The 22,640-nt window shown below is 77.0% G+C and carries 23 protein-coding genes; 15 read left to right on the top strand and 8 right to left on the bottom strand.

Annotated features, from left to right (window positions below):
• Positions 1 to 15 precede the first annotated feature (15 nt).
• Genes ACI79F_RS15795 through ACI79F_RS15770 form a run of 6 tightly spaced genes read left to right on the top strand, consistent with a single transcriptional unit; the run spans position 16 to position 6,172 of the window.
• Positions 16 to 1,077: a Gfo/Idh/MocA family protein gene (locus tag ACI79F_RS15795; protein WP_456545488.1), complete on the top strand. Its 1,062-nt coding sequence runs from the start codon at positions 16 to 18 to the stop codon at positions 1,075 to 1,077.
• The gene (locus tag ACI79F_RS15790) at positions 1,074 to 1,952 is read left to right on the top strand and encodes an MBL fold metallo-hydrolase (protein ID WP_456545487.1); all 879 of its coding nucleotides are present in this window, start codon (positions 1,074 to 1,076) and stop codon (positions 1,950 to 1,952) included. The genes ACI79F_RS15795 and ACI79F_RS15790 overlap by 4 nt, the downstream gene beginning before the upstream one ends.
• An 8-nt stretch (positions 1,953 to 1,960) precedes the next feature.
• On the top strand, positions 1,961 to 3,412 hold the full coding sequence (locus tag ACI79F_RS15785; RefSeq protein ID WP_456545486.1) for a YcaO-like family protein: 1,452 nt from the start codon (positions 1,961 to 1,963) through the stop codon (positions 3,410 to 3,412).
• Positions 3,409 to 4,269, top strand: a complete 861-nt coding sequence (locus tag ACI79F_RS15780) for a sugar phosphate isomerase/epimerase family protein (RefSeq protein ID WP_456545485.1) — start codon at positions 3,409 to 3,411, stop codon at positions 4,267 to 4,269. Before ACI79F_RS15785 ends, ACI79F_RS15780 begins: the two co-directional genes overlap by 4 nt.
• Positions 4,266 to 5,474, top strand: a complete 1,209-nt coding sequence (locus ACI79F_RS15775; protein ID WP_456545484.1) for a glycosyltransferase family 4 protein — start codon at positions 4,266 to 4,268, stop codon at positions 5,472 to 5,474. Before ACI79F_RS15780 ends, ACI79F_RS15775 begins: the two co-directional genes overlap by 4 nt.
• Positions 5,471 to 6,172, top strand: a complete 702-nt coding sequence (locus ACI79F_RS15770; protein ID WP_456545483.1) for a PIG-L family deacetylase — start codon at positions 5,471 to 5,473, stop codon at positions 6,170 to 6,172. Before ACI79F_RS15775 ends, ACI79F_RS15770 begins: the two co-directional genes overlap by 4 nt.
• 104 nt (positions 6,173 to 6,276) lie before the next feature.
• Here ACI79F_RS15770 and ACI79F_RS15765 read toward each other — a convergent pair whose 3' ends face one another.
• Both ACI79F_RS15765 and ACI79F_RS15760 read right to left on the bottom strand, forming a co-directional pair.
• On the bottom strand, positions 6,277 to 7,071 hold the full coding sequence (locus ACI79F_RS15765; RefSeq protein ID WP_456545482.1) for an ABC transporter permease: 795 nt from the start codon (positions 7,069 to 7,071) through the stop codon (positions 6,277 to 6,279).
• Positions 7,068 to 8,036, bottom strand: a complete 969-nt coding sequence (locus ACI79F_RS15760; RefSeq protein ID WP_456545481.1) for an ATP-binding cassette domain-containing protein — start codon at positions 8,034 to 8,036, stop codon at positions 7,068 to 7,070. The genes ACI79F_RS15765 and ACI79F_RS15760 overlap by 4 nt, the downstream gene beginning before the upstream one ends.
• 88 nt (positions 8,037 to 8,124) lie before the next feature.
• Here ACI79F_RS15760 and ACI79F_RS15755 point away from each other — a divergent pair, with 88 nt between their 5' ends.
• From ACI79F_RS15755 to ACI79F_RS15735, 5 genes are all read left to right on the top strand, one after another.
• Entirely contained in the window at positions 8,125 to 8,898 is a 774-nt protein-coding gene (locus tag ACI79F_RS15755; protein WP_456545480.1) for a TetR/AcrR family transcriptional regulator, read from the top strand.
• Positions 8,899 to 8,966: 68 nt separating this feature from the next.
• The gene (locus ACI79F_RS15750) at positions 8,967 to 10,454 is read left to right on the top strand and encodes an AlkA N-terminal domain-containing protein (protein WP_456545479.1); all 1,488 of its coding nucleotides are present in this window, start codon (positions 8,967 to 8,969) and stop codon (positions 10,452 to 10,454) included.
• Positions 10,451 to 11,002, top strand: coding sequence for a methylated-DNA--[protein]-cysteine S-methyltransferase (locus tag ACI79F_RS15745; protein ID WP_456545478.1), 552 nt, complete (start codon positions 10,451 to 10,453; stop codon positions 11,000 to 11,002). Before ACI79F_RS15750 ends, ACI79F_RS15745 begins: the two co-directional genes overlap by 4 nt.
• A 143-nt stretch (positions 11,003 to 11,145) precedes the next feature.
• Positions 11,146 to 12,228 carry a DNA recombination protein RmuC gene (locus ACI79F_RS15740; protein WP_456545477.1) on the top strand — a complete coding sequence of 361 codons (1,083 nt, stop codon included), beginning with the start codon at positions 11,146 to 11,148 and terminating at the stop codon, positions 12,226 to 12,228.
• 527 nt (positions 12,229 to 12,755) lie between these two features.
• Positions 12,756 to 13,310 (top strand): DUF6542 domain-containing protein, encoded by a 555-nt coding sequence (locus ACI79F_RS15735; RefSeq protein ID WP_456545476.1) that lies wholly within the window; start codon positions 12,756 to 12,758, stop codon positions 13,308 to 13,310.
• A gap of 66 nt (positions 13,311 to 13,376) precedes the next feature.
• Here ACI79F_RS15735 and ACI79F_RS15730 read toward each other — a convergent pair whose 3' ends face one another.
• Positions 13,377 to 14,333 (bottom strand): 4-hydroxy-3-methylbut-2-enyl diphosphate reductase, encoded by a 957-nt coding sequence (locus ACI79F_RS15730; RefSeq protein ID WP_456545475.1) that lies wholly within the window; start codon positions 14,331 to 14,333, stop codon positions 13,377 to 13,379.
• Between the two features lie 136 nt (positions 14,334 to 14,469).
• On the opposite strand from ACI79F_RS15730, the gene ACI79F_RS15725 reads away from it, so the two are divergent.
• Genes ACI79F_RS15725 through ACI79F_RS15715 form a run of 3 tightly spaced genes read left to right on the top strand, consistent with a single transcriptional unit; the run spans position 14,470 to position 17,113 of the window.
• Positions 14,470 to 15,630: a lipid droplet-associated protein gene (locus tag ACI79F_RS15725; RefSeq protein ID WP_456545474.1), complete on the top strand. Its 1,161-nt coding sequence runs from the start codon at positions 14,470 to 14,472 to the stop codon at positions 15,628 to 15,630.
• A 44-nt stretch (positions 15,631 to 15,674) separates the two neighbouring features.
• The gene (gene xseA, locus ACI79F_RS15720) at positions 15,675 to 16,895 is read left to right on the top strand and encodes an exodeoxyribonuclease VII large subunit (protein WP_456545473.1); all 1,221 of its coding nucleotides are present in this window, start codon (positions 15,675 to 15,677) and stop codon (positions 16,893 to 16,895) included.
• A complete protein-coding gene (locus ACI79F_RS15715; protein ID WP_456545472.1) occupies positions 16,892 to 17,113 on the top strand; it encodes an exodeoxyribonuclease VII small subunit in 222 nt (73 codons plus the stop codon). Before xseA ends, ACI79F_RS15715 begins: the two co-directional genes overlap by 4 nt.
• On the opposite strand, the gene ACI79F_RS15710 is transcribed toward ACI79F_RS15715, so the two are convergent.
• Both ACI79F_RS15710 and ACI79F_RS15705 read right to left on the bottom strand, forming a co-directional pair.
• Positions 17,114 to 17,374: a hypothetical protein gene (locus tag ACI79F_RS15710; protein WP_456545471.1), complete on the bottom strand. Its 261-nt coding sequence runs from the start codon at positions 17,372 to 17,374 to the stop codon at positions 17,114 to 17,116.
• Positions 17,375 to 17,575: 201 nt separating this feature from the next.
• Positions 17,576 to 18,187, bottom strand: coding sequence for a DUF4245 domain-containing protein (locus ACI79F_RS15705; RefSeq protein WP_456545470.1), 612 nt, complete (start codon positions 18,185 to 18,187; stop codon positions 17,576 to 17,578).
• Between the two features lie 141 nt (positions 18,188 to 18,328).
• Between ACI79F_RS15705 and glpX the strand changes: the two genes are divergently transcribed.
• Positions 18,329 to 19,393 (top strand): class II fructose-bisphosphatase, encoded by a 1,065-nt coding sequence (glpX, locus tag ACI79F_RS15700; protein WP_456545469.1) that lies wholly within the window; start codon positions 18,329 to 18,331, stop codon positions 19,391 to 19,393.
• Positions 19,394 to 19,416: 23 nt separating this feature from the next.
• On the opposite strand, the gene ACI79F_RS15695 is transcribed toward glpX, so the two are convergent.
• From ACI79F_RS15695 to ACI79F_RS15685, 3 genes are all read right to left on the bottom strand, one after another.
• On the bottom strand, positions 19,417 to 20,094 hold the full coding sequence (locus tag ACI79F_RS15695; RefSeq protein ID WP_456545468.1) for a DUF1707 domain-containing protein: 678 nt from the start codon (positions 20,092 to 20,094) through the stop codon (positions 19,417 to 19,419).
• A 31-nt stretch (positions 20,095 to 20,125) separates the two neighbouring features.
• Positions 20,126 to 21,244, bottom strand: a complete 1,119-nt coding sequence (locus ACI79F_RS15690) for a hypothetical protein (protein ID WP_456545467.1) — start codon at positions 21,242 to 21,244, stop codon at positions 20,126 to 20,128.
• Positions 21,245 to 21,384: 140 nt separating this feature from the next.
• Positions 21,385 to 22,485 (bottom strand): hypothetical protein, encoded by a 1,101-nt coding sequence (locus ACI79F_RS15685; protein WP_456545466.1) that lies wholly within the window; start codon positions 22,483 to 22,485, stop codon positions 21,385 to 21,387.
• Positions 22,486 to 22,640: the final 155 nt, after the last annotated feature.

Here is a 22,640-nt window from a genome sequence, read left to right as displayed (position 1 = left end):
GTCGAGGGGAACGGCGTGAGCGTCGGGTGGGGCGTCGCCGGGTGCGGGTGGGTGGCCCGCGACCACGCGCTGCCGGCGCTGCACGCCACCCCGGGCGCCCGGGTCGTCGCCCTGCACGACCGCGACCGCGCCGCCCTGGCCCGCGTCTCCGGCGACGCCCCGGCCACCGCGGACCTCGACGCCTTCCTCGCCACCCCGGGCCTCGACGCCGTCTACGTCGCGGTGCCCAACGCCGCCCACCGCGCGGTGGTCGAGGCCGCCGCCGCGGCGGGCACGGCGATCCTGTGCGAGAAGCCGCTGGCCGCCGACGTCGCCGACGCCGAGGCGCTGGTCGCCGCCGCCGACCGCGCCGGCGTGCTGCTGGGCACCGCGTTCGACCAACGCTGGCACCCCGCGCACGCGCGGCTGCGCGAGCTGATCCCCGAGCTCGGCACGGTCACCGCCGTCCGGATCGTGTACTGCTGCTGGCTGCCCGCCGACTGGACGCCGGACGGCCGACCGCACGACAACTGGCGGGTCGACCCCGCCCGGGCCGGCGGCGGCGCCGCGATCGACCTGGCGCCGCACGGCCTCGACCTGGCCGGGGTGCTGCTCGGCGAGGACGTCGCCGAGCTCACCGCCACGCTGCAGACCCGGGTGCACGGGTACGGGGTGGACGACGGCGCGCTGCTGTCCGGCCGCACCGCCGGCGGCGTGCTGGTCGACCTGCACGTCGACTACAACACCCCGGACGCGCTGCCCCGCCGCCGCCTCGAGGTGGTGGGGACCCGCGGCCTGGCTGTCGCCGTCGACACGATGGGCCAGACCGCCGGCGGCACGCTGACGCTGTACCGCCCCGAGCCGGTCGACGTCCCGTTCGGGGACCAGGCGCCCTTCGCCGCCCAGTTCGCCGCCTTCACCGCCGCCGTCGCCGGCACCGCCGCGTGGCCCCACCCGGCCGCCCGCGACCTGGCGCTGCACCGCCTGCTCGTCGACGCCCTCCGCACCGCACCCCCCTCCGCGGGCGCTCGTGCCCTGCCCACCACGGCGGGCAGGGCACGAGCGTCCGCCGACCACATCCCGGAGAGGACGCCGTGACCGCGACCAACCCCTACCGCGGCCTGCTGCCCGACCTGCCCGCCTACGCCTGCACCAACTGCGGGCACTGGCAGCGCTGGCCTGCGCCGGGGCCGCTGACCTGCCCGGTGTGCGCCGACGTCCGCAACGCGCTGCCGCAGCACGGCTTCGAGTTCGTGACCGAGAAGCAGGCCGACGAGCTGGTCACCGGGCACTGGCGGCCGGCCCCGGTCCCCGGCGTCACCGGGTTCGGCACCTCGCCGCGGTTCGGGCTGGACAGCGTCGGCTGGGTGATCGAGACCGACGTCGGCCTGGTCGGGTTCGAGTGCGCGCCCCACTACACCGCCGAGATGCTGGCCGAGCTGCGCCGGATGGCCGCGGAGCTGGGCGGGTTCGACGTGCTGGCCGCCAGCCACGTGCACGGCTACGGCGCGCTGTGGCAGCTGCAGCGGGAGCTGGAGCCGCGCGTGGTCAGCGTCGGCGTCCGGGACCTGGAGTGGACCAAGGCCTTCCGGGTCACCTGGCCCGCGGACGACGTCCTGGAGCTCGCCCCCGACCTGACGATGTACCGCACCGGCGGCCACTTCCCCGGGCACGCGGTGCTGCACGACCGCCGCCGCGACGTGCTCTTCTGCGGCGACTCCCTGAAGGTCGACCTCGCCGCCGACGGCACCCCGGTGGCCCTGAGCGCGCACAAGGCGTTCCACGCGCAGATCCCGCTCTCCCACGGCGAGCTGCGCGACTACCTCGGCGTGATCGGCGCCCTCGAGTTCGACACGGTCGCCACGCCGTTCGAGATGGTCCGCGGGGTCACCACCGACCACGTCGTCCACCTGGTGCAGCGGCTGCTGACCGCGCCGCCGGACGCCTCCCCCGTCGCGCTGGACGAGCTGTGACGGCGACCGTGACGAGGCCGTCGCAGCGCTACCGCGACTCCTTCCCCACCCCGGTCGAGGAGTTCGCGATCAGGGGCCTGGACTTCCTCGACGTCCCGCTGCACAGCGCCGTCCTGCCGACCACCCCGCAGCACCCCGGCGGCAGCGGCCTGGGCTACGGCGCCACCCGGGAGGAGGCCCGCACCGGCGCGCTCGGCGAGATGGCGGAGATGGCGCTGTCGGTGCGCGCGCACGAGTCCGCCCCCCGGGTCCAGGCCTCCTTCGCCGAGCTGGCCCGCCGGGAGGGCCGCGACCGGGTCGCCGACCCGCGCACCCTGTGCCTGGAGGCCGGCAGCGCCTACGCCGACGACCGGCCGCTGCAGTGGCTGCCCATGACGCGGCTGCGCGACGGCGAGCGGGTGCTGGTCCCCGCCGAGCTGGTCGCCTCCGCGCCGCAGGACCTGCCCGGCTCCGCGCCTCCCGGCGGCTGGCTGACCACGGTGGTCACCAACGGGCAGGGCGCGGCGTTCGACGCCGAGCGGGCGGTCACCCACGCGCTGCTGGAAGTGCTGCAGCGCGACGGCAACGCGACCGCGTTCCGCGCCATGGACCGCGGCATCGTGCTCGACCTGGCCGGCCTGCGCGACCCCGACGCCCTGGCGCTGATCGACCGGCTCTCCGCCGCCGGCGTCGAGGTGATGGTGAAGCTGGCGAGCACCGCCTTCGGCGTCGTCGACGTGTACGCGGTCGGCTGCTCCCGCGACGGCTCGGAGCCCGTCCCGGTCATGGCGACCGCGTGCGGGGAGGCCGCGCACCCCGACCGGGACACCGCCGTCCGCAAGGCCCTGCACGAGTTCGCCTCCGCCCGCAGCCGCAAGGCGTTCATGCACGGCCCGTACGAGGCGGTGCTGCCGGCGACGCCGCCGGGCTACCTCGACTCGTGGCGCGGCGGGCACCCGCCGGAGCGGCTGGTGGAGGAGAACCGGGCGCTGGAGGCGATGCTCGCCTGGACGCGCATGGGCACCGCCGCGCTCACCGACCTGCTCCGCGACACCGTGCTCGCGCACCGGCAGACCGCGCGGCTGGTCGACCTGCCGCGGTACGACGGGGACGACCTGCACGGACACGTGACCGGCGCGGTGCAGGACGCCGGCTTCGACGTGCTGGTCGAGCTCCAGCCCTCGGCCGGCGAGGCGGTGGCGGCGAAGGTGCTGGTGCCCGGGCTGGAGGTGGAGACGATGTCCTACGGGCGGATCGGCGAGCGTGGCGTGCGCCGGCTGCTCGACCGCGGCGAGCCGCTCGTGGCGGTGGGCGCCGACCCCGGCGGCTGGGCGCGGGTGCACCTGACCGCCGAGGCGGAGGAGCGGCTGGGCGGCCCCGCCTGGTTCGACCGCGCCGGCGCCGACCGGCGGGTGGGCGCGCTGTACCCGCTGTACCGGGAGCCGGGCCGGCACGTCGTCGCAGAGGTGCTCGCGCGATGAGTCTCCGGTACGCGTACAACACCAACGGCCTGACGTCGCACCGGCTCTCCGACGCGCTGCCCTTCCTCGCCGACTGCGGCTACGCGGGGGTGGCGCTGACCCTGGACGTCGTCCACCTGGACCCGTTCGCGCCGGACGCGTTCACCCAGGCCGAGCGTGTGCGGGCCCGGTGCGACGAGCTGGGGCTGGGGGTGGTGGTGGAGACCGGCGCCCGCTATCTGCTCGACCCGCGGGCCAAGCACGAGCCGACGCTGGTGACCGCGTCGGCCGAGGGGCGGGAACGCCGGCTGGCCTACCTCGAGCTGGCCTGCGACCTGGCCGAGGTGCTGGGCGCCGAGGCGGTCAGCTTCTGGGCCGGGGTGCCGCGGCCGGGCGTCGACCGGGGCGAGGCGTGGGGCTGGGTGGTGGACGGCGCCCGGGCGCTGGTCGACAGCTCGGGCGGCCGCGGCTTCGCCCTCGCCGTCGAGCCGGAGCCCGGGATGCTCGTCGAGGACTGCGACGACTGGGCGAGGCTCGCCGCCGAGGTCCCCGGCATCGCGCTGGCGCTGGACACCGGCCACTGCGTCGTCTCCGGCGCGTACGAGCCGCAGGAGGCGGTGGCCGCCTTCGCGCCGCACCTGGGCACCGTGGCCGTGGAGGGGATGCGCCGCGGCCTGCACGACCACCTGCCGCTGGACGAGGGGGACGTCGACCTGCCGGCCGTGCTGCGGGCGCTGCGGGAGGCCGCCTACGACCGGCTGGTCACCCTCGAGCTCTCCCGCGACGGGCACCGCGCGCACGAGATGGTGCCGCGGGCGATGGCGACGCTGCGCGCGGCCGAGGCGGCCGGGCCGGTCCCGGAGAGGGCGCCGGTGTGAGGATCTGCTTCGTCAGCCGCCGCTACTGGCCGGCGGTCAGCGGGATGAGCGTCTACGCGGAGAACCTGCTGCGCGAGCTGGTCGCCCTGGGCCACGAGGTGACGCTGGTCAGCCAGTACCGGGACGACGAGGCCGGCACCCGCGTGTACGGCGGCGGCCCGCCTCCGCCCGGGCGGGTGCCGACCGGCGTCGAGGTGGTGGCGCTGCCCAGCCGCGGCGAGACCGTCGTCCCGGCCGACTGGGAGGGCGACGTCGCCGAGATCGTGCGCACCGTCGTCGGCCTGCACGAGCAGCGGCCGTTCGACGTGCTGCACGCCCAGTACGGCTACCCGCCGGGCCTGGCGGTGCTCGAGGCCTCGCGGCGCACCGGGCTGCCCAGCGTGGTGAGCATCCAGGGCGGCGACGGGCACTGGGTCGGCACCTGCTGCACCACCCACGCCGAGGCGATGCGCACCGTCGTCGACCGGTCGGGCGCGGTGCTGATCGGCAGCGACAGCTTCCGCGACGAGGTGGTCGGCAACCTGGGCAGCGACCCGGCGCGCTTCCGGATCGTCCCCGGTGCCACGGACACCCGCCGGTTCACCCCGGCCGAGCGGCCGCTCGGTGCGCTGCAGGACCCGCCGGTGCTGCTGTTCCACGGCCGGGTCGACCGCCGCAAGGGCGTGCTGGACCTGCTGGAGGCGCTGCCCGACGGCGTCCGGCTCGTCGTCTCCGGCATCGGCCCGGACCTCGACGAGGCGCGGGCGCGCGCCGACGGGCGGACGACGTTCCTGGGCTACGTGCCCCCCGACGAGGCCCCGGCGGTCTACCGGACGGCGGACGTCTTCGTCAGCCCGACCTACAGCGAGGGCTTCAGCAACACCCTGCTCGAGGCGATGGCCAGCGGGCTGCCCACCGTGAGCACCGACAGCGTGGGCGTCGTCGACTGCCTGCGGCACGAGGAGAACGGGCTGCTGCACACCCCGGGCGACGTCGCCGGGCTGCGGGCGGCGCTCGACCGGGTGCTGACCGACGCGGGGCTGCGGGAACGCCTCGCGGCGACCGCGCTGGAGGAGGTACGCCGGCTGTACTCCTGGCCGGTGCTCGCCCGCTCGATCGACGCGGTCTACGCGGAGCTGGCCGGCACCGCGCCGGACACCGGCTGGTCGATGCCGGCGTCGGTCGACCTCTCCTGCCGGTTCCGGTCGGCGGCCCATCTGCTGTGAGGGTCCTGGCCGTCAGCCCGCACCTGGACGACGCCGCGTTCTCCGCCGGCGGCACGCTGGCGGCGCTGGCCGCCGCCGGGCACGAGGTCACGGTGCTCACCTGCTTCACCGCGACCGTGCCCGACCCGGCCGGCTTCGCGCTGGCCTGCCAGCTGGACAAGGGGCTGCCCGCCGAGGCCGACTACATGGCGCTGCGCCGCGCCGAGGACGCCGCCGCGATGGCCGCCCTCGGCGCGACGCCGGTGCACCTGCCGCTGCCCGAGGCGCCGCACCGCGGCTACGCGAGCGCGCCGGACCTGTTCGCCGGGGTGCACGCCGGCGACGACGTCTGGCGCGCCGTCGTCTCCGCGCTGGAGCCGTGGGACGCCGACCTGTGGCTGGCGCCGCAGGCCCTCGGCGGGCACGTCGACCACCTGCAGGTGCTCCGCGCGGTGGCGGCGCTGGACCGGCCGACGCTGTGGTGGCGGGACAGCCCGTACGTGCTGCGCGAGCCCGCCGCCGTCCCGGGCCCGGGCCTGCCCGGGGGGCTGGCCGAGCTGCGGCTGCCGCAGGACCTCGACCGGCGCGGCGACGCCTGCGCGCACTACGTCACCCAGCTCGGCTTCCAGTTCGGCGGCGCCGAGGCGATGCGCGCCGCCCTGGCCGGCCTGCCGGAGGTCCTGCTCGCGAGCGACCGGGCCCGGGCGCTGGTGGTCTGACGCCCACTCCTGCGGTGTTCCCCGCGCTGTTGCGGTGCTGCAGCACCGCGAGACCGCGAGGAACACCGCAGGAGCCGGCGGGAGGCCGGGGCGTCCGGGCCGGCTCAGCGCGCGAGGCCCTGCCAGCGGCGGACGGCGAGCGCGGCGAACCCGGCCGTGAGGACGACCGGCCAGGCGACGGCGAGCGCGGTCGCGTGCTCGGTGGCCCAGCCGCCGTCGGCGGCGGGGACGCCGGTCAGCTCCCGGACGGCGGTCACGGTCGCCGCCACCGGGTTCCACTCGGCGACCGTCCCCAGCCAGCCGGGCATGGAGGCGACCGGCGTGAACACGTTGGAGAGGAACGCGAACGGCCACACCAGGATCTGCACCGCGGTGACCACCGAGGGGTCGCGGGCCAGCAGCCCCAGCCAGATGCCGACCCACAGGAACCCGACCCGCAGCAGCAGGAGCAGGCCGGAGGCGACGAGCAGCCCGCTGCCGGCATCCGGCCGCCAGCCCATGACCAGCCCGGCCAGCGCGACGAGCGCCAGGCCCAGCACCGACGAGGCGAGGTCGGCCAGGCAGCGGCCGGAGACGACCGCCGACGGCGCCATCGGCAGCGCCCGGAAGCGGTCGGTGACCCCGCGCCGGGTGTCGGTGACGACGGCGGTCATCGTCCCCTCGAGTCCGAAGAGCATGACGAGGGCGAGCATCCCGGGCACGGCCCAGTCGAGGTAGTCGCCGCCCGGGACGGCGATGCCCCCGCCCAGCAGGTAGACGAAGGTGACCATCATCAGCACCGGGAACAGCAGACCGACCAGCAGGCCGGCGGGCTGCCGGCGCCAGTGGGCGACGTCCCGCCCGGCGACGGTGAGCGCGTCGGTCACCGCCCAGCGCAACGAGCTCTCCGTGCCGCTCACGCCGGCACCTCCTCGGGCGCGCGGTCGCGGCCGGTGATCCGCAGGTAGGCCTCGTCGAGCGTGGTCGGCCGCAGCACCAGGTCGGCGACGCCGATCCCCGCCTCGTCGAGCGCGCGGACCACCTCCCCGACGACACCGGCCCGGCGGGCCACCGGCACGGTGACGCGGGCGCCGTCCCCGCCGTCCCCGTCCCCGCCACCGCTGTGACCACCCGGCCCCGCCGCCACCCGCGCGGCCAGCTCCGCCGCCTGGCCCGCCCGGGCCGGGTCGGTCACGACGAGCTCCAGCCGGTCCCCGCCGATCGCCGCGGTCAGCTCCCGCGGGGTGCCGCGGGCGGCGACCCGGCCGCCGTCCAGCACGCACACCTGGTCGGCCAGCAGCTCCGCCTCCTCCAGGTACTGGGTGGTGAGCAGGACCGTCGTCCCGCGGGCGACCAGGTCGCGCACCGCGTCCCACACGTCGCGGCGCCCGGCCGGGTCCAGGCCCGTGGTGGGCTCGTCGAGGAACAGGACCTCCGGGGCGAGCACCAGGCCGGCGGCGATGTCGAGCCGCCGGCGCATCCCGCCGGAGAACTGGCCGACCGGCCGCTCGTCGACGTCGGCCAGCCCCACCTGCGCCAGGAGCTCGCCGGCGCGGCGCCGCGCGGCCGCCCGGTCCAGGTGGTGCAGCCGACCGAACAGCACGAGGTTCTCGCGGGCGCCGAGCACCTCGTCCACGGTGGGCTGCTGGCCGACCGTGCCGATCCGGCGGCGCACCTCCCGCGGCCGCGCCACGACGTCGAAGCCGGCCACCTCGGCCGAGCCGCCGTCGGGCCGCAGCAGGGTGGTCAGGATCCGCACCGCCGTCGTCTTCCCCGCCCCGTTCGGGCCGAGCAGGGCGCACACCGACCCCGGGACCACGTCGAGGTCCACCCCGTCCAGGACGGCCCGCCCGCCGTAGCGCCGCACCAGACCCCGGACCCGCACCGCTGCCTCCACCGCACTACCTCCGTACGCCGTACGACATTCCCGCGGACCGCCAACGTACGCTGTACGGAGAAGGTTCCGCAAGGCGATGGGAGAGGCTGTCGGGGTGGCCACCGAGTCGACCGGAGGCGGGGACCCCGCCCGCACCATGGCGCTGCTGTGGCGGGACCGCGCCGAACCGGCCCGCCGCCCGGGACCGCGGGCCGGGATCGACGTCGACCGGATCGTCGCCGCCGCGGTCGAGCTGGCCGACCGGGAGGGCCTGGCCGCGGTCACCATGCGCCGGCTCGGCACCGAGCTCGGGGTCGGCGCGATGACCCTGTACACCCACGTGCCGGGCAAGAACGAGCTGGTCGACCTCATGTACGACGCCGTCCTCGCCGAGGTCTACCCGGCCCCGCCGGCCGGGGACTGGCGCGCGCGGCTGACCGCCGTCGCCCGCGAGAACTGGGACCTGTTCGTGCGCCACCCCTGGGCGGCCACCGTCGGCACCGGCCGCCCGATCCTCGGCCCCAACCTCATGCGCAAGTACGACCTGGAGCTCGCCGCGGTCGACGGGCTGGACCTGTCCGAGGTCGACATGGAGCTGGTGATCACGCTGGTCGGGGCGCTCGTCCGCGGCAGCGTGGCCGGCCTGCACGAGCTGGCCGCCGCGCAGTCCAGCAGCGGCCTGACCGACGAGCAGTGGTGGGCGGCCACCGAGCCGCACGTCGACCGCGTCTTCGACCCCGAGCGCTTCCCCACCGCCGCGCGGGTCGGCCCGGTCGCCGGACCGGAGCTGGGCGCCGGCGACCCGGCGCGGTCGTTCGAGTTCGGCCTCGCCCGGCTGCTCGACGGGATCGCGGTGCTGATCGGCCGCTGATCCGCGGCTCCACGGCGGCGTCCGAATCCCGCCAGTGGACGTCGCCCGCGGCTGGCACGCTGGACGCCGTGACCGCCTCCCTCGACCACGAGCGCTGCTACCGCGCGGTCGCCAGCCGGGACGCCCGCTTCGACGGGTGGTTCTTCACCGCGGTCCGGACGACGGGCATCTACTGCCGCCCGTCCTGCCCCGCGCGCACCCCCCTGTCGGCCAACGTCTCCTTCTTCGCCACCGCCGCCGGCGCCCAGTCCGCCGGCTACCGCGCCTGCCGCCGGTGCCGCCCCGACGCGGTGCCGGGCTCGCCGGAGTGGGACGTGCGCGCCGACGTCGTCGCCCGCGCCATGCGGCTGATCGCCGACGGGGAGGTCGAGCGCTCCGGCGTCCCGGGGCTGGCCGCCCGGCTGGGCTACTCGGAGCGGCAGCTGCACCGGCACCTGGTCGGCGAGCTGGGGGTCGGCGCGCTGGCGCTGGCCCGGGCGCAGCGGGCGCAGACCGCCCGGGTGCTGCTGGAGACCACGGCCCTGCCGGTCGCCGACGTCGCCTTCGCCGCGGGCTTCGCCAGCATCCGGCAGTTCAACGACACGATCCGCGAGGTCTTCGCCGCCACGCCCGGCGAGCTGCGCCGCCGCCGTCCCGGCGCCGAGGCCGGCGCGCCCGGCGAGCTGACCGTGCGGCTGGCCGCCCGCCCGCCGTTCGCGGCCGCCGAGGTGCTGCTGTTCCTCGGCGCGCACGCCGTCCCCGGCCTCGAGGAGTGGGACGGGACGACGTTCTCCCGCGTCCTGGACCTCCCCCACGGGCCGGCCGTGGTGCACCTGTCCCCCTCCGGCGACGCCGCCGTCACCGCGCGGCTGCGGCTGGCGCAGCTGCGCGACCTCGGCGCCGCCGTCGCCCGCTGCCGCCGGCTGCTCGACCTCGACGCCGACCCGGCCGCCGTGGACGCCGTCCTGGGCGCCGACCCCGCGCTGGCGGCGCTGGTCGCCGCGGCCCCCGGCCGGCGGGTCCCCACCTCCCCCGACGCCCCCGAGCTCGCCGTCCGCGCGGTGCTCGGCCAGCAGGTGTCGGTGGCCGGCGCGCGCACCCTCACCGCCCGGCTGCTGCCCCTGGCCGGCGCGCCCCTGCCCGAGCCGGTCGGCACGCTCAGCCACGCCTTCCCCCGCCCGGAGGCGCTCGCCGAGGCCGACCTCTCCGCGGTCGGTCTCACCGGCGCCCGCCGGCGGACCGTGACCGCGCTGGCCGCCGCGCTGGCCCGCGGGGACGTCGTCCTCGACCCCGGCGCCGACCGCGCGGAGGCGGCCCGGTCGCTGCTCGCCGTCCCCGGGATCGGCCCGTGGACGGCGGCGCTGGTCGGCCTGCGCGGCCTCGCCGACCCCGACGTCTGGCTGCCCGGCGACCTCGCGCTGCGCCGCTCGCTGGCCGCGCTCGGCAGCTCCGACGCCGACGCCGCCACCCGCTGGCGGCCGTGGCGCTCCTACGCGGTGCTGCACCTGTGGGCGCTGGCCGTCCCGTCCCTGTTCACCCGCCCCCTGCCCGTCGCCCCCGATCGGAGCGCCTCGTGACCGCCTCATCGCCCCGTGCCCGCTTCGCCACCGTCCCCACCCCGCCCGGGCCGTTCACCGTCGTCGTCACCGAGGGCGCGGACGGCGCCGACGTCGTCCTGGCCGGCGGCTGGACCGACGACGTCGGCGACCTGCTGCCGGTGGTGCACCGCGCACTGCGCCCCGAGTCGGTGGCGCTCGACCCGTCCCTGCCCGTGCTCGACGTCGTCGAGGCCTTCCACGCCGGCGACGTCGGCGTGATCGACGGGGTGCCCGTGCGGCAGCGGTCCGGGCCGTTCCTGACCGAGGCGTGGGAGGTGCTGCGCACGGTGCCCGCCGGCCGGCCCGACACCTACGCCGCCTTCGCCGCCCGCTGCGGCCGGCCGACCGCCATCCGGGCCGCCGCCAACGCCTGCGCCCGCAACGCCGCCGCACTGTTCGTGCCCTGCCACCGGGTGCTCGGCTCCGACGGCGGCATGGGCGGCTTCCGCTGGGGCACCGACGTCAAGCGCTGGCTGCTCGCCCACGAGGCCGCGCACGCGACCCAGCCGGCCGCCGTCCCGGCCTGACCCTCCGGTCGGCCCTGTCCCCCGATGCATAGGAGGCGATACCCACGTCCTCGGCCGCGGGACGTGGGTAGTGCTTCCCATGCCTCACACGTCCCGGGCGGGTCGGAGCGGATCTGTCGGTGGGGTGTTGCACCCTGCCGGACGTGGACGCCGCCTCCCTCCTGCTCGGCCTGCTGATCGGCGCGCTGCTGGCCACCGCGGTCACCCTCGGGGTCGTCGCCCTGCTGGCCCGCCGCCGGCCGGCCGACGCCGGGCTGGAGCCGGTGCACGAGTCGCTGGACCACCTGCACCGGCTGCTGGCCGGCATCGAGCGCGACCGGGCGATGGCGCACGGGGAGCTGCGCGAGCAGATGGGCACGGTCGGGCAGACCTCGGCGCTGCTGCGCCAGGAGACCGCCGCGCTGGTCACCGCGCTGCGGACGCCGCACGTGCGCGGGCGCTGGGGCGAGGTGCAGCTGCGCCGCGTGGTCGAGGTGGCAGGCCTGCTCGAGCACTGCGACTTCGTCGAGCAGCCGTCGGCGACGAACGACGCCGGCGCCGGCGTCCGGCCCGACCTGGTGGTCACCCTCGCCGACGGCCGCCAGGTGGTCGTCGACGCCAAGGTGCCGTTCACCGGCTACATCGAGGCCGTGCAGGCCACCGACCAGGCGGTGCGCGCCGAGCGGGTCGCCGCCCACGCCCGCCAGCTCCGCGCGCACGTCGACGCCCTGGCCGCCCGCCGCTACCCCACCGCCTTCCGCCCGGCCGCGCCGTTCACGGTGCTCTTCGTCCCCTCCGACGGCTTCCTCACCACCGCGCTGGAGGCCGAGCCCGGCCTGCTGGAGTACGGCTTCGGGCGGGACGTCGTCGTGGCCACGCCGAGCACGCTGCTGGCCCTGCTGCGCACGGTCGCCTACTCCTGGCGGCAGGAGCGGCTCGCCCGCGACGCCGACCAGGTGCTGGAGGTCGGCCGCCGGCTGCACGCCCGGCTGACGACGCTGTCCGGGCACCTGACCCGGCTGGGGTCGGCGCTGGGCACGGCGATGGCCCGCTACAACGACACGGTCGGCTCCTACGAGCGCTCGGTGCTCACCGCCGCCCGCCGGTTCGACGAGCTGGGCGTCGCCGAGTCAGAGCTGCCGACCGTGGCCCCGATCGAGGCCACGGTCCGGGCGCTGCGCCCGCCGGTGCCGCCGGAGCCGGGCCTGCCGGAGCTGCCCGGCAGCCGCGACGGCACCGCGGGCTGATCCGCCACCCGGACCGTCCCGCCCGGCGCGCCCGTCACACCTGGTCACAGGCTCCTCGCCTCTCACCGAGAGTGGTCAGCGGAGCGTGGTCACTTGGGCACAAGTTGCCCGCGCGCGTCGGGCCTCGCCTTCCACCGGACTCCCGCGCGGCTCGCTACCGTTTGATCGACGAAGGGAGCCGCTCCTCGGGCTCCCCGCGAACGGGACGGAGGTGCGCCATGGCCTCGGTGAGTGCTGCCGACACCTGGCGGGAGACCGGAGCTCGCTCCGATCGGTCCGCCGGTGGCCCGGGCGCCCCCCGCGGCGGTCGCCCCGGCCCGGGCGACCGGCCCCGGCCGCCGCTGCCCCCGCTCCCCCCGCTGCCCTCGCACGGCCGCTCCGGCGCGCCCGGCCAGCGGCCGGTGCCGCCCGCCCAGCGGCCGGTCCCGCCCGCGCAGCGCCCCGTCCCCCCGGCCCCGCGGCCGGCGGCCCAGGGCCGTCCCGCCCAGCGCCCGGTCCCCGCGGACCGCCCGCTGCCCCCGCGCGAGGTGGCCGACCGCGGCCGGGCCACCCCCGGCTACCCGCGCTCCTCGGCCGGCCTGTCCCCGGACGCCGGCCGCCGGCGCCCCCGCCCGGAGCACGACGACGCCCTGGTCGACGAGGACCGCCGCGGCCGCGCGGCGAGCCGCGCCGTCTCGCCGGCGGTCGCCGAGCGGGGCAGCCGGCTGCGCGGCAGCATCGCCGTCCTCGGCGTCCTGGTCGTGACGCTGGCCGCCGGCTACGTCGACGCGATCGGCACCACCGGCCTGGGCATGGTCACGCTGATCGGCCTCGTGGCCGGCACCGCGGTCGGCACGCTGCTGGTGCGCCGCCGCGACCTGGCCACGATGGTCGTCGCCCCGCCCCTGGTCCTGATGGCCGCGGTCGCCGTCTTCGTGCTCACCGCCCCCGGCTTCGACGTCCCCGACGGCGGCAGCTTCGTCAAGGTCGCCGGCACCGCGATCGCCACCAAGCTCGTCCTCGGCGGCGGCTTCCCGATCATGGCCGCCGCGACCGGCACCGCGCTGGTCCTCGCGCTGATCCGCTGGGCCGCCCGGCGCTGACCCACGCCCCGACCGATCCGAAGGGCCCCTCCCGGCGATCCGGGAGGGCCCTTCGGCGTCCGGGGCCTACTCGGCGGTGCGCCTCTGGCGCAGCTCGTGCGGCAGGGCGAACACCAGCCGCTCCTCCGCCGCCTTGACCGTCTCCACGTCGCCGTAGCCGCGCTCGGCCAGCCAGTCCAGCACCTCGTCGACCAGCACCTCGGGCACCGAGGCGCCGCTGGTCACCCCGACCGTGCCGACGCCGGCCAGCCAGGCCTCGTCGATCTCGGCGGCGTAGTCGACCAGGTGCGCGTCCCGGGCGCCGGCCTCCAGCGCCACCTCGACCAGCCGCACGGAGTTCGACGAGTTGGTCGAGCCCACCACGACGACCAGGTCGCAGCCCGGCGCCATCTGCTTCACGGCCTGCTGGCGGTTCTGGGTGGCGTAGCAGATGTCGTCGCTGGGCGGGGACTGCAGCGTGGGGAACCGCTCGCGCAGCGCGTCGACGGTGGCCAGCGTCTCGTCGACCGACAGGGTCGTCTGCGACAGCCACACGACCTTCTCCGGGTCGCGGACCTGCACGTTGGCCACGTCGTCGGCGCCGTCCACCAGCTGGATGTGGGCGGGGGCCTCGCCGGAGGTGCCCTCGACCTCCTCGTGCCCGCGGTGGCCGATGAGCAGGATGTCGAAGTCGTCCTTGGCGAACCGCTTGGCCTCGGAGTGGACCTTGGTCACCAGCGGGCAGGTGGCGTCGATGGTGCGCAGCGAGCGCTGTGCGGCCTCCTCGTGCACCGCCGGGGAGACGCCGTGCGCGCTGAAGACGACGACCGAGCCCTCGGGCACCTCGTCGGTCTCGTCGACGAAGACGGCGCCGCGCCGCTCGAGCGTCGCGACCACGTGCTTGTTGTGGACGATCTGCTTGCGGACGTACACCGGGGCGCCGTGGATCTCCAGGGCCCGCTCCACGGCCACCACCGCCCGGTCCACGCCGGCGCAGTAGCCCCGCGGGTCGGCGAGCAGGACGCGTCCGCGGTGTTCGGCCATGGGCCCCATGGTAGGTGGGCTCCGGGCACCGCCCCGGCCGGCGACGGCCGGGCGTGAGGGAGGTCATGCCCCCGACCGGGTGCTTCCACGGGGGGTGAGGCTGCCGGACGTCGGCCGCTGCGGCACGCTTGGGGCCATGTCGCGTGAGATCCCCCAGCCCATCCGCGCCTACGTCGGGCTCGCCGCCACCGTCCTCGACGAGGCCCGCAAGCTGCCGCAGGCGCTGCCCGGGCTGCCGGTGCGCGTCGTCGGGCTGGCGATGCAGACCGCCCTCAAGGTGCAGCAGAGCTGGGCCGGACTGGTCGCGCGCGGCGACGAGGTGCTCACCGGGCTGCGCGGCGAGGACGAGCCGGGCCTGGCCACCTTCGACGACGACGTCGAGGTCGACGTCCCGGCGGGGCCGTCGGCGCGGGCCTCGGCGTTCGACCGCGCGGCCGCCGAGGTGCCCGACCACGACGACGACCTGGCGGTGGAGGACACCGCCGCCGCGCTCGACGAGACCGACGCGGTCGTCGGCCTGGTGGACGACGAGGTCTCCGGGCTGGCCGCCGTGGAGGACCCGGCCGAGGTCGCCGAGGCGCTGCAGGACATCACCGACCAGGTGGCCGCCGCCGAGGTGGAGTTCACCCCCACCGACGCCGAGGCGGTGCTCACCGCCGAGGACGCCCTCGAGTCCGCGCTGCTGGAGACCGACGCGGCCGACGGCACCCCCGCCGCGGAGGACACCACCGGCGCGGAGACGACCGAGGTCGACGTGCTCAGCCCCGAGGGCGAGGTGGAGACCGTCGAGGCCACCGTCACCGACGAGGCGATCGCCGCTCCGGAGACCCTCGCCGACCTGGCGCCCGCCGAGCCCGGCCCGGCCCCGGTCACCGAGGCCGACGCGGCGACCGCCGTCGACGAGGGCGGCACCCCGGTCGCCGCGGCGACCGGCGTGCGAACCGACGTCGGCGCGGCCGACACCGCCGACGAGTCGGCCGCCATCGCCGAGGGCGCGGCCGTCGACGCGGTCGGCGAGGTGACCGGCGCTGCGCCCACCGACGACCCCGAGGGCGGCAGCGAGCTGTCCGGTTCGCAGGCCGCCGGGTCGGCGCCGATCGCCGGCTACGACAGCTGGACCGTCGCCCAGCTGCGCGGCCGGATGCGCGGTTACCAGCTGGCCACCGTCTCCGACCTGCTGGCCTACGAGGAGTCCACGCGCAACCGGCAGCCGTTCGTCAGCATGCTGCGCAACCGGCTGGAGAAGCTGGAGCGGCAGGCCGTCGAGGCCAGCCCGCTGGCGCCCCGCGGCCTGTAAGGGGACCGGCGGGACCGTCGGCGGCACATGGCAGTCTCGGGGGCATGACCAGCCCGTCGTCCCCCGAGGCGCCGTGGCCGGTCCGGACCGTCGCGCGCAAGGTCGCCGAGTGGATCGGCCGGCTCGGCGAGGTCTGGGTCGAGGGGCAGGTCGCCCAGCTCTCCCGCCGCGGCGCGGCCACGGTGTTCCTCACCCTGCGCGACCCGGCGGCGGACCTGTCGGTGCCGGTGACCTGCGCCCGGGACGTCGCCGACCGGCCGGGCCTGGAGCTCGCCGAGGGCGCCCGGGTCATCGTGCGGGCCCGGCCGGACTACTACATCGCCCGCGGCTCGTTCTCCCTGCGCGCCACGGAGATCCGCGCCGTCGGGCTCGGCGAGCTGCTCGCCCGCATCGAGCGGATCCGCCGGCTGCTCACCGCCGAGGGGCTGTTCGACGCCGCCCGCAAGCGGCCGCTGCCGTTCGCGCCGGCCGTCGTCGGCCTGGTCACCGGCAAGGACAGCGCGGCCGAGCGGGACGTGCTGGTCACCGCGCGGCGCCGCTGGCCGGCCGTCCGGTTCGCCGTCCAGCACAGCCTGGTGCAGGGGCCGATGGCCGCCGCCTCGGTGATCGAGGGCCTGCAGCGGCTCGACCGCGACCCCGCGGTGGAGGTCATCGTGATCGCCCGCGGCGGCGGGTCGGTGGAGGACCTGCTGCCGTTCTCCGACGAGGGCCTGGTCCGCGCGATCGCCGCCTGCCGCACGCCCGTGGTCACCGCCGTCGGCCACGAGACCGACACGACCCTGGTCGACCACGCCGCCGACGTCCGGGCCGCCACCCCCACCGACGCCGCGCACCGCGTCGTCCCCGAGATCGGCGAGCAGCGCCGCCTGGTCGAGACGCTGCGCGCCCGGGCCCGGCACGTCCTGGCCGGCCGGCTCGAGCAGCAGGAGCGCTGGCTGGAGGGCGTGCGCAGCCGCCCGGTGCTCGCCGCGCCGGAGCGGATGCTGCACGGCCGGGCCGACGACGTCGCGGCGCTGCGCGGCCGGGCGCTGCGCACCCTCACCCACCGGGTGGAGAGCGCCGAGCGCGACCTGGAGCACGCCCGCGCCCGGGTCGCCGCGCTCTCCCCCGCCGCCACGCTGGAACGGGGCTACGCGGTGGTGCAGCGGGCCGACGGCGCGCTGGTCCGCGACCCCGCCGAGGTGGCCGACGACGAGCGGCTGACCGTGCGGGTGGCCGGGGGCCGGCTGCCGGTCCGGGTCGCCAGGGAGGATGGGCAGCCGTGAGCCAGCCCGCGGAGAGCAGCGAACCGACCACCACCTACGAGCAGGCCCGGGAGGAGCTCGCCGACGTGGTGCGGCGGCTGGAGGCCGGCGGGCTCACCCTCGAGGAGTCCCTCGCCCTCTGGGAGCGCGGCGAGCAGCTCGCCGAGCTGTGCCAGCACTGGCTGGACCGGGCCCGCGAGCGGCTCGCCGCCGCCACCCCCGCCGAGCCGCAGCAGTAGTCAGGCCGCGGCGCCGGCGGCCGGGTCCAGGCCCGCCGTGACCAGTGCCGCCGGGACCAGTGCCGCCGGGTCCAGTGCCGTCGGATCCAGTGCGGCCGGGTCCAGGGCGGCCAGCAGCTGGGCGGCGCGCTCGCGCAGCAGGCCCGACGCCGCCGGGTCGAGCGCACCGGGCCCGTCGCGCAGGCACCGCTCGAGCAGCGCGAGGACGTCGGACCCCAGGGGCGCCGGTGCCGGCGTCCGGGCGGGGATGCGGGTGACCATGCCGCACGGGCACGAGCCGCCGCTCTGGGGCGCGCGGTGGTCACCGCCGCGGCACCTGCCGGGAGCACTCACGCCGAACTCCTTCCGCCGGGGCCCGCGCGTCCTGCACGGGCCGGGCGCAGAGAGTCCCGCCGGCCCCACGCGTCACACGGCGCGGCGCACCGGAGCGTCACCAAGTCGTGACGTGGACCACACCCGAGGTCAGTCGCCGACCGGCCCGACCGCCGCGGCGACCGCCTCCAGCTCCGCGTCGGGGGCCGAGCCGGTGACCAGCACCGTGACGCCGTCGGCCTCCCGGGACAGCACCGTCTCCCCGCGGGACGAGGTCGACCGCGCCCACTCCCGGCCGCCGAGCTGCACGATCCCCCGCTCCTCGGCGCCGTCGAGGACGTCCCCGACCTGCGCGGCCTCCGGGTCGTCGCTGGTGAGGAAGCCCGCGTACTCGTCGGAGGGCGTCACGTAGTCGATGCCGAGGGTCACCGGGCTGCCGGGGCCGCCGGTCACGTCGGTGTCGGTGGCCCGGTACCCGTCCGGCAGGTCGGCGGGCGCCTCGAGCGGGTAGCCGGCGTACTCGGCCGCGCGCAGGATGCTGGCCTGCGGGTCGATCGGCCGGACCGGGTCGTCGGAGTCCTGGCGGAGGAACGCCAGCCACCCCACGATCGCCAGGCAGATGACCACGAGCGGGGCCAGCGACCGCAGCATGTTGGCCGCGCTCATGCGGTTGGCCCGCTCCACCGCCGACACCGGGGGCGGCAGCTCCTCCTCGGGGACGGCCGGCGGCTGCTGCTGGCCCGACGGGCCGATCGCGGTCATACCCCTAGGATCGCAGCACAGCTCCCGAGCCCTGTCGTTCCGGATCGTGCTGAGCCGTCGCATGGTCGTTCGGCCCCGTCCAGGGCACCGCCCCGAGCTCGCGAGGGGTGGGGAGGACGGGGTCCTTACCCAGGAGGTCACGTGTCCCTGCCGCTCCCCGATGGTCAGCCGAGCCGGACCGGCCGCGCGAGCACGTTCCTCGCCAACCGTCCCGCACCGGACCGGAACCTGGCGCTGGAGCTGGTGCGCGTGACCGAGGCGGGGGCGATGGCCGCCGGGCGCTGGGTCGGCCGCGGCGACAAGAACGGCGGGGACGGCGCGGCGGTGGACGCGATGCGCGCGCTGATCGGCACGGTGAGCATGCGCGGCGTCGTCGTCATCGGCGAGGGCGAGAAGGACGAGGCGCCCATGCTCTACAACGGCGAGCAGGTGGGCGACGGCTACGGCCCGGAGACCGACGTCGCGGTCGACCCGGTGGACGGGACGACGCTGATGGCCAAGGGCATGCCCAACGCCATCTCCGTGATGGCCGTTGCCGACCGCGGCGCCATGTACGACCCGTCGGCCGTCTTCTACATGGAGAAGATCGCCGTCGGCCCGGCCGCCGCGGACGCCGTCGACATCACCGCGCCGGTGGCCGAGAACATCCGCCGGGTGGCCAAGGCCAAGCACTGCTCGACCGCCGACGTGACGGTGTGCATCCTCGACCGGCCGCGGCACGAGCAGCTCGTGCAGGAGGTCCGCGAGGCCGGCGCCCGGATCAAGTTCATCAGCGACGGCGACGTCGCCGGCGCGATCGCCGCCGCCCGCGAGGGCACCGGCGTCGACCTGCTGCTCGGGATCGGCGGCACGCCGGAGGGCATCATCGCCGCCTGCGCGCTCAAGTGCATGGGCGGTGCGCTGCAGGGCCGGCTGTGGCCCAAGGACGACGAGGAGCGGCAGAAGGCGATCGACGCCGGCCACGACCTCGACCGGGTGCTGACCATCGACGACCTGGTCGCCGGCGACGTCTTCTTCGTCGCCACCGGGGTGACCGACGGCGAGCTGCTGCGCGGCGTGCAGTACCGGGCGGGCGGCTGCACCACGCAGTCGCTGGTCATGCGGTCGCGGTCGGGGACGATCCGGGTGATCGACAGCCTGCACTCGCTGGAGAAGCTGCGCGCCTACTCGGCCGTCCCGTTCGACCGGCACGACGAGCAGGACTGACCCCCCGGCGGCCGCTCGGCCGCTCAGGCCCCCGGCGGGGGCAGCGACGGCGGGGGCGGCGGGCGGTGCCCGCCGTGCCAGTGGCGCGCCTGGAACCGGTCGAGCCGGGCGCGCCAGCGGCTGGTCGGCTCGCCGGGTGCCAGGCTGCGCAGCCGCAGGTCGCCGAAGACGGTCCGCGCGCTGACCACGACCCGTGGGGTGCCGGCCGCGCGGGGCACCGGGGCCAGCTCGGTGCGCTTGTCGCCGAAGAGGGTCCAGCCGCTCAGCTCGGCGTCCACGCCCTCGTCGACGACGACCTCGATGTCGCCGAAGACGGCGCCAAGGTGCAGGTCCACCGTGTCGGCGGACGTCCGCAGCCCGCGCAGGTCCAGGCGGATGTCCCCGAACGTGGCGGCGATGGCCTGCGGCAGGCTCGCCGTCCCCTGGAGGACGACGTCCCCGAACACGGCGGTCATCCGCTCGGGACGCCGGCTGCCCACCAGCTCGACCGCCGCCGCCGGCGCGGTCGCACCCGGCAGGTCGGCGACGAGCTCGGCCAGCTCCGCGGTGGTCACGGCGCCGTGGGCCGCGGCCGCGCGCTCGCCGAACTCGTCGACGTCGATGCGTCCCTCGGTCAGCGCGGTCTGCAGCCGCGCCACCACGGCCTCCCGGTCGGCGTCGGAGGCGCGGACGACGGGGGTGGGAGCGGCGTCGTCGGTCACGGGGCGACCGTAGACGGCGGCCGGCCGGCCGTCAGCCGAGGCGCGACTCGCAGCCGGCCGGCTGGTAGTCCAGCCGCCCGGCGCAGGTGCCCCCGTACTCCTCCCAGGCCGAGTCGACCGGGGTCTGCACCCACAGCTCGTCGCAGGCCGCGTAGTCGCCGGCGTAGCAGGCCTCCGCGAGCGGCGCGAACGCCCCGGAGGGGTCGTCGCCGAGACCGGTCGGCGGCACCGCGGGGCCGGGCGACGCGGACCCCGGACCGCCGCCCTCGTAGAGGTCGACGCACCCGCCGTAGGTCTCGGTGTTGCGGCCGCCGCAGCTGGAGCCGTAGTCCTCCCACAGCGAGCCGACGTCGGTGGCCCAGTACAGGTCGTCGCAGGCGTCCCAGTCCTCCGCCGCGCAGTCCTCCGCCAGCGGCGTGAACTCGCCGATCGGGTCGGGCTCGCGGATGTCGCAGGGGTCGTCCGGCGCGGGCACGCCCGACGACCCGTCCCCGGACGGCGACTCGCAGTCCCCGGAGGACGAGGAGGACGACGAGGACGAGCCCGAGGAGCGCGTCGGGCCCGCGTCCTCGGAGGTGGAGGGGGCCGCCGTGGTCGGTGCGGCGGTCGACGTGTCGTCGCCGTCCCGGAGGAGGAAGAACAGGCCCACGCCGGCGCCGGCGAGCACGACCACGAGCGCGACGACGATCGCGATCAGCTTGCCCGCGCCCGAGGACCCCCCGGCGCCGGGGCCCGCGGGCGGCGGTACGGGTCCGCCGGGGCCGCCGTACTGCGGCTGCCCGTAGGGCGACGGCCGGCCGTACGGGTCCTGGCCGTACTGCGGCTGCCCGTACTCGGGCTGCCCGTACTGGGGCTGCTGGCCGTACGAGGGCTGCCCGTACTGGGGCTGCTGGCCGTACGAGGGCTGCCCGTACTGGGGCTGCTGCCCGTACTCGGGCTGGCCGTACGGGGGTTGCTGCCCATACTCGGGCTGGTCGTACTGCGACTGCCCGAACTGGGCCGTCTGGTCCCACCCGCCCGCGGGCCGGCCGAACTGGTCCGTCGGCGGCTCGGGCTGCTGACCGCCGGGAGCCGGCCGGCTCCAGCCCTGTGGCGAGGGCTGCTGCCCGGACGGGTCCGGGTTCGGCGGCGGGTACGGCGGCTGGGACATGGTGCGCTCCTCGCGGGCGGTGATCGGGCCATGACAGGTCGTGGCCCCCGGGGATGCTAGGCGGCGCTCCCGCCGACGGGCGGGACGCGAACGGCCCCGCCGCCCGGGGACCGGGCGACGGGGCCGTCGTGCTGCCGGCGTCAGTTGCCGGGGTAGAGCTCCAGGCAGTACTGGTCCGGGTTCGGGGCGTTGCGGCCGCCACAGGTCAGGCCGTACTGGTAGATCGCCTCGAAACCGGCCGCGCCCTCGGCACCGCGCAGCGCGTCGCAGCCGAACATCTCGCCGTTGAAGCAGGCGTCGATGAAGGGCTGGATCTCCGCCGGGGCGCCGGTGGGCGCCGGGGCGGCCGGCGGCAGGTCGCCGCTGGGCGCGTCGGTGGTCGTGCCGCCGCCCTCACCGAGCCGCGTCTGGCAGGTGCCGCCGCCCTCGTACTCGATCCGGCCACCGCAGGTGCCGCCGTACTGCTCCCACTCCGAGTCGACCGGGGTGGCGCCCCACAGGGTGTCGCAGGCGCCCCAGTCCTCCTCGGCGCAGTCGATCGCCAGCGGCAGGAAGTCCCCGGACGGGTCCTCCTCCGTGATGTCGCACGGGCTCTCCGGCTCCGGGACGCCCGCGCTGCCGGCACCCGACGGGTCCTCGCAGTCCACGTTCGAGCCGGTCGACGGCGAGCTGGTGGTCGGCTCGTCCGTCTCGCTGGTCGGTGCCGACGAGCTGGAGCTGGTGCTCGCGGCGGCGGGAGCCGGGTCGTCGCCGCCGTCGTCCTTGAGCAGGAGGAACAGGCCCACGCCGGCGCCCGCCAGGACCACGACCACCGCGGCGATGATCGCGATCAGCTTGCCGCGGCCGCCGCCGGACGGGCCGCCCCCGCCGGGGCCGTAGCCGCCCGGGGGCACCGGGCCGCCGGGGCCGCCCGGGCCGCCGTACTGCGGCTGGCCGTACTGCTGGCCGTACTCGGGCTGCCCGTACTGCGGCTGGCCGTACGGGGGCTGCTGCCCGTACTGCGGCTGCTGGCCGTACTCGGGCTGGCCGAACTGGGCCGTCTGGTCGCGCTCGCCGGGCTGGCCGGGCTGGCCGTACTGGCCGGGCTGGAACTGCGCGGTCGGCGGCGCCGGAGGCTGGCCGAACTGCTGCGTGGGCTCCTCGGGCTGCCCGCCCTGAGCCGGCTGCCCCCAGCCCTGGGAGCCGGGCTGCTGGCCCGACGGGTCGGAGCCGCCCGGAGGCGGATACGGCGGCTGAGACATGGTGCGGACTCCTCGAGCGGTGGCTGATGGGGCTCACGGCCTGGCCGTGGCGAGCGGATGCTATGTGGCACCCGGTGCTACGACCAGCACGGTCGGGTCACGTACGGGACCCACGTGAACCCTGGGTCTGGGCGGTTGCGCGTGACTTGCGGATG

It is taken from the genome of Blastococcus sp. SYSU D00868 (genome assembly GCF_054050575.1).
Note: the sequence above shows the minus strand (reverse complement) of the source record. Positions and strands in the feature narration are given on the sequence as shown.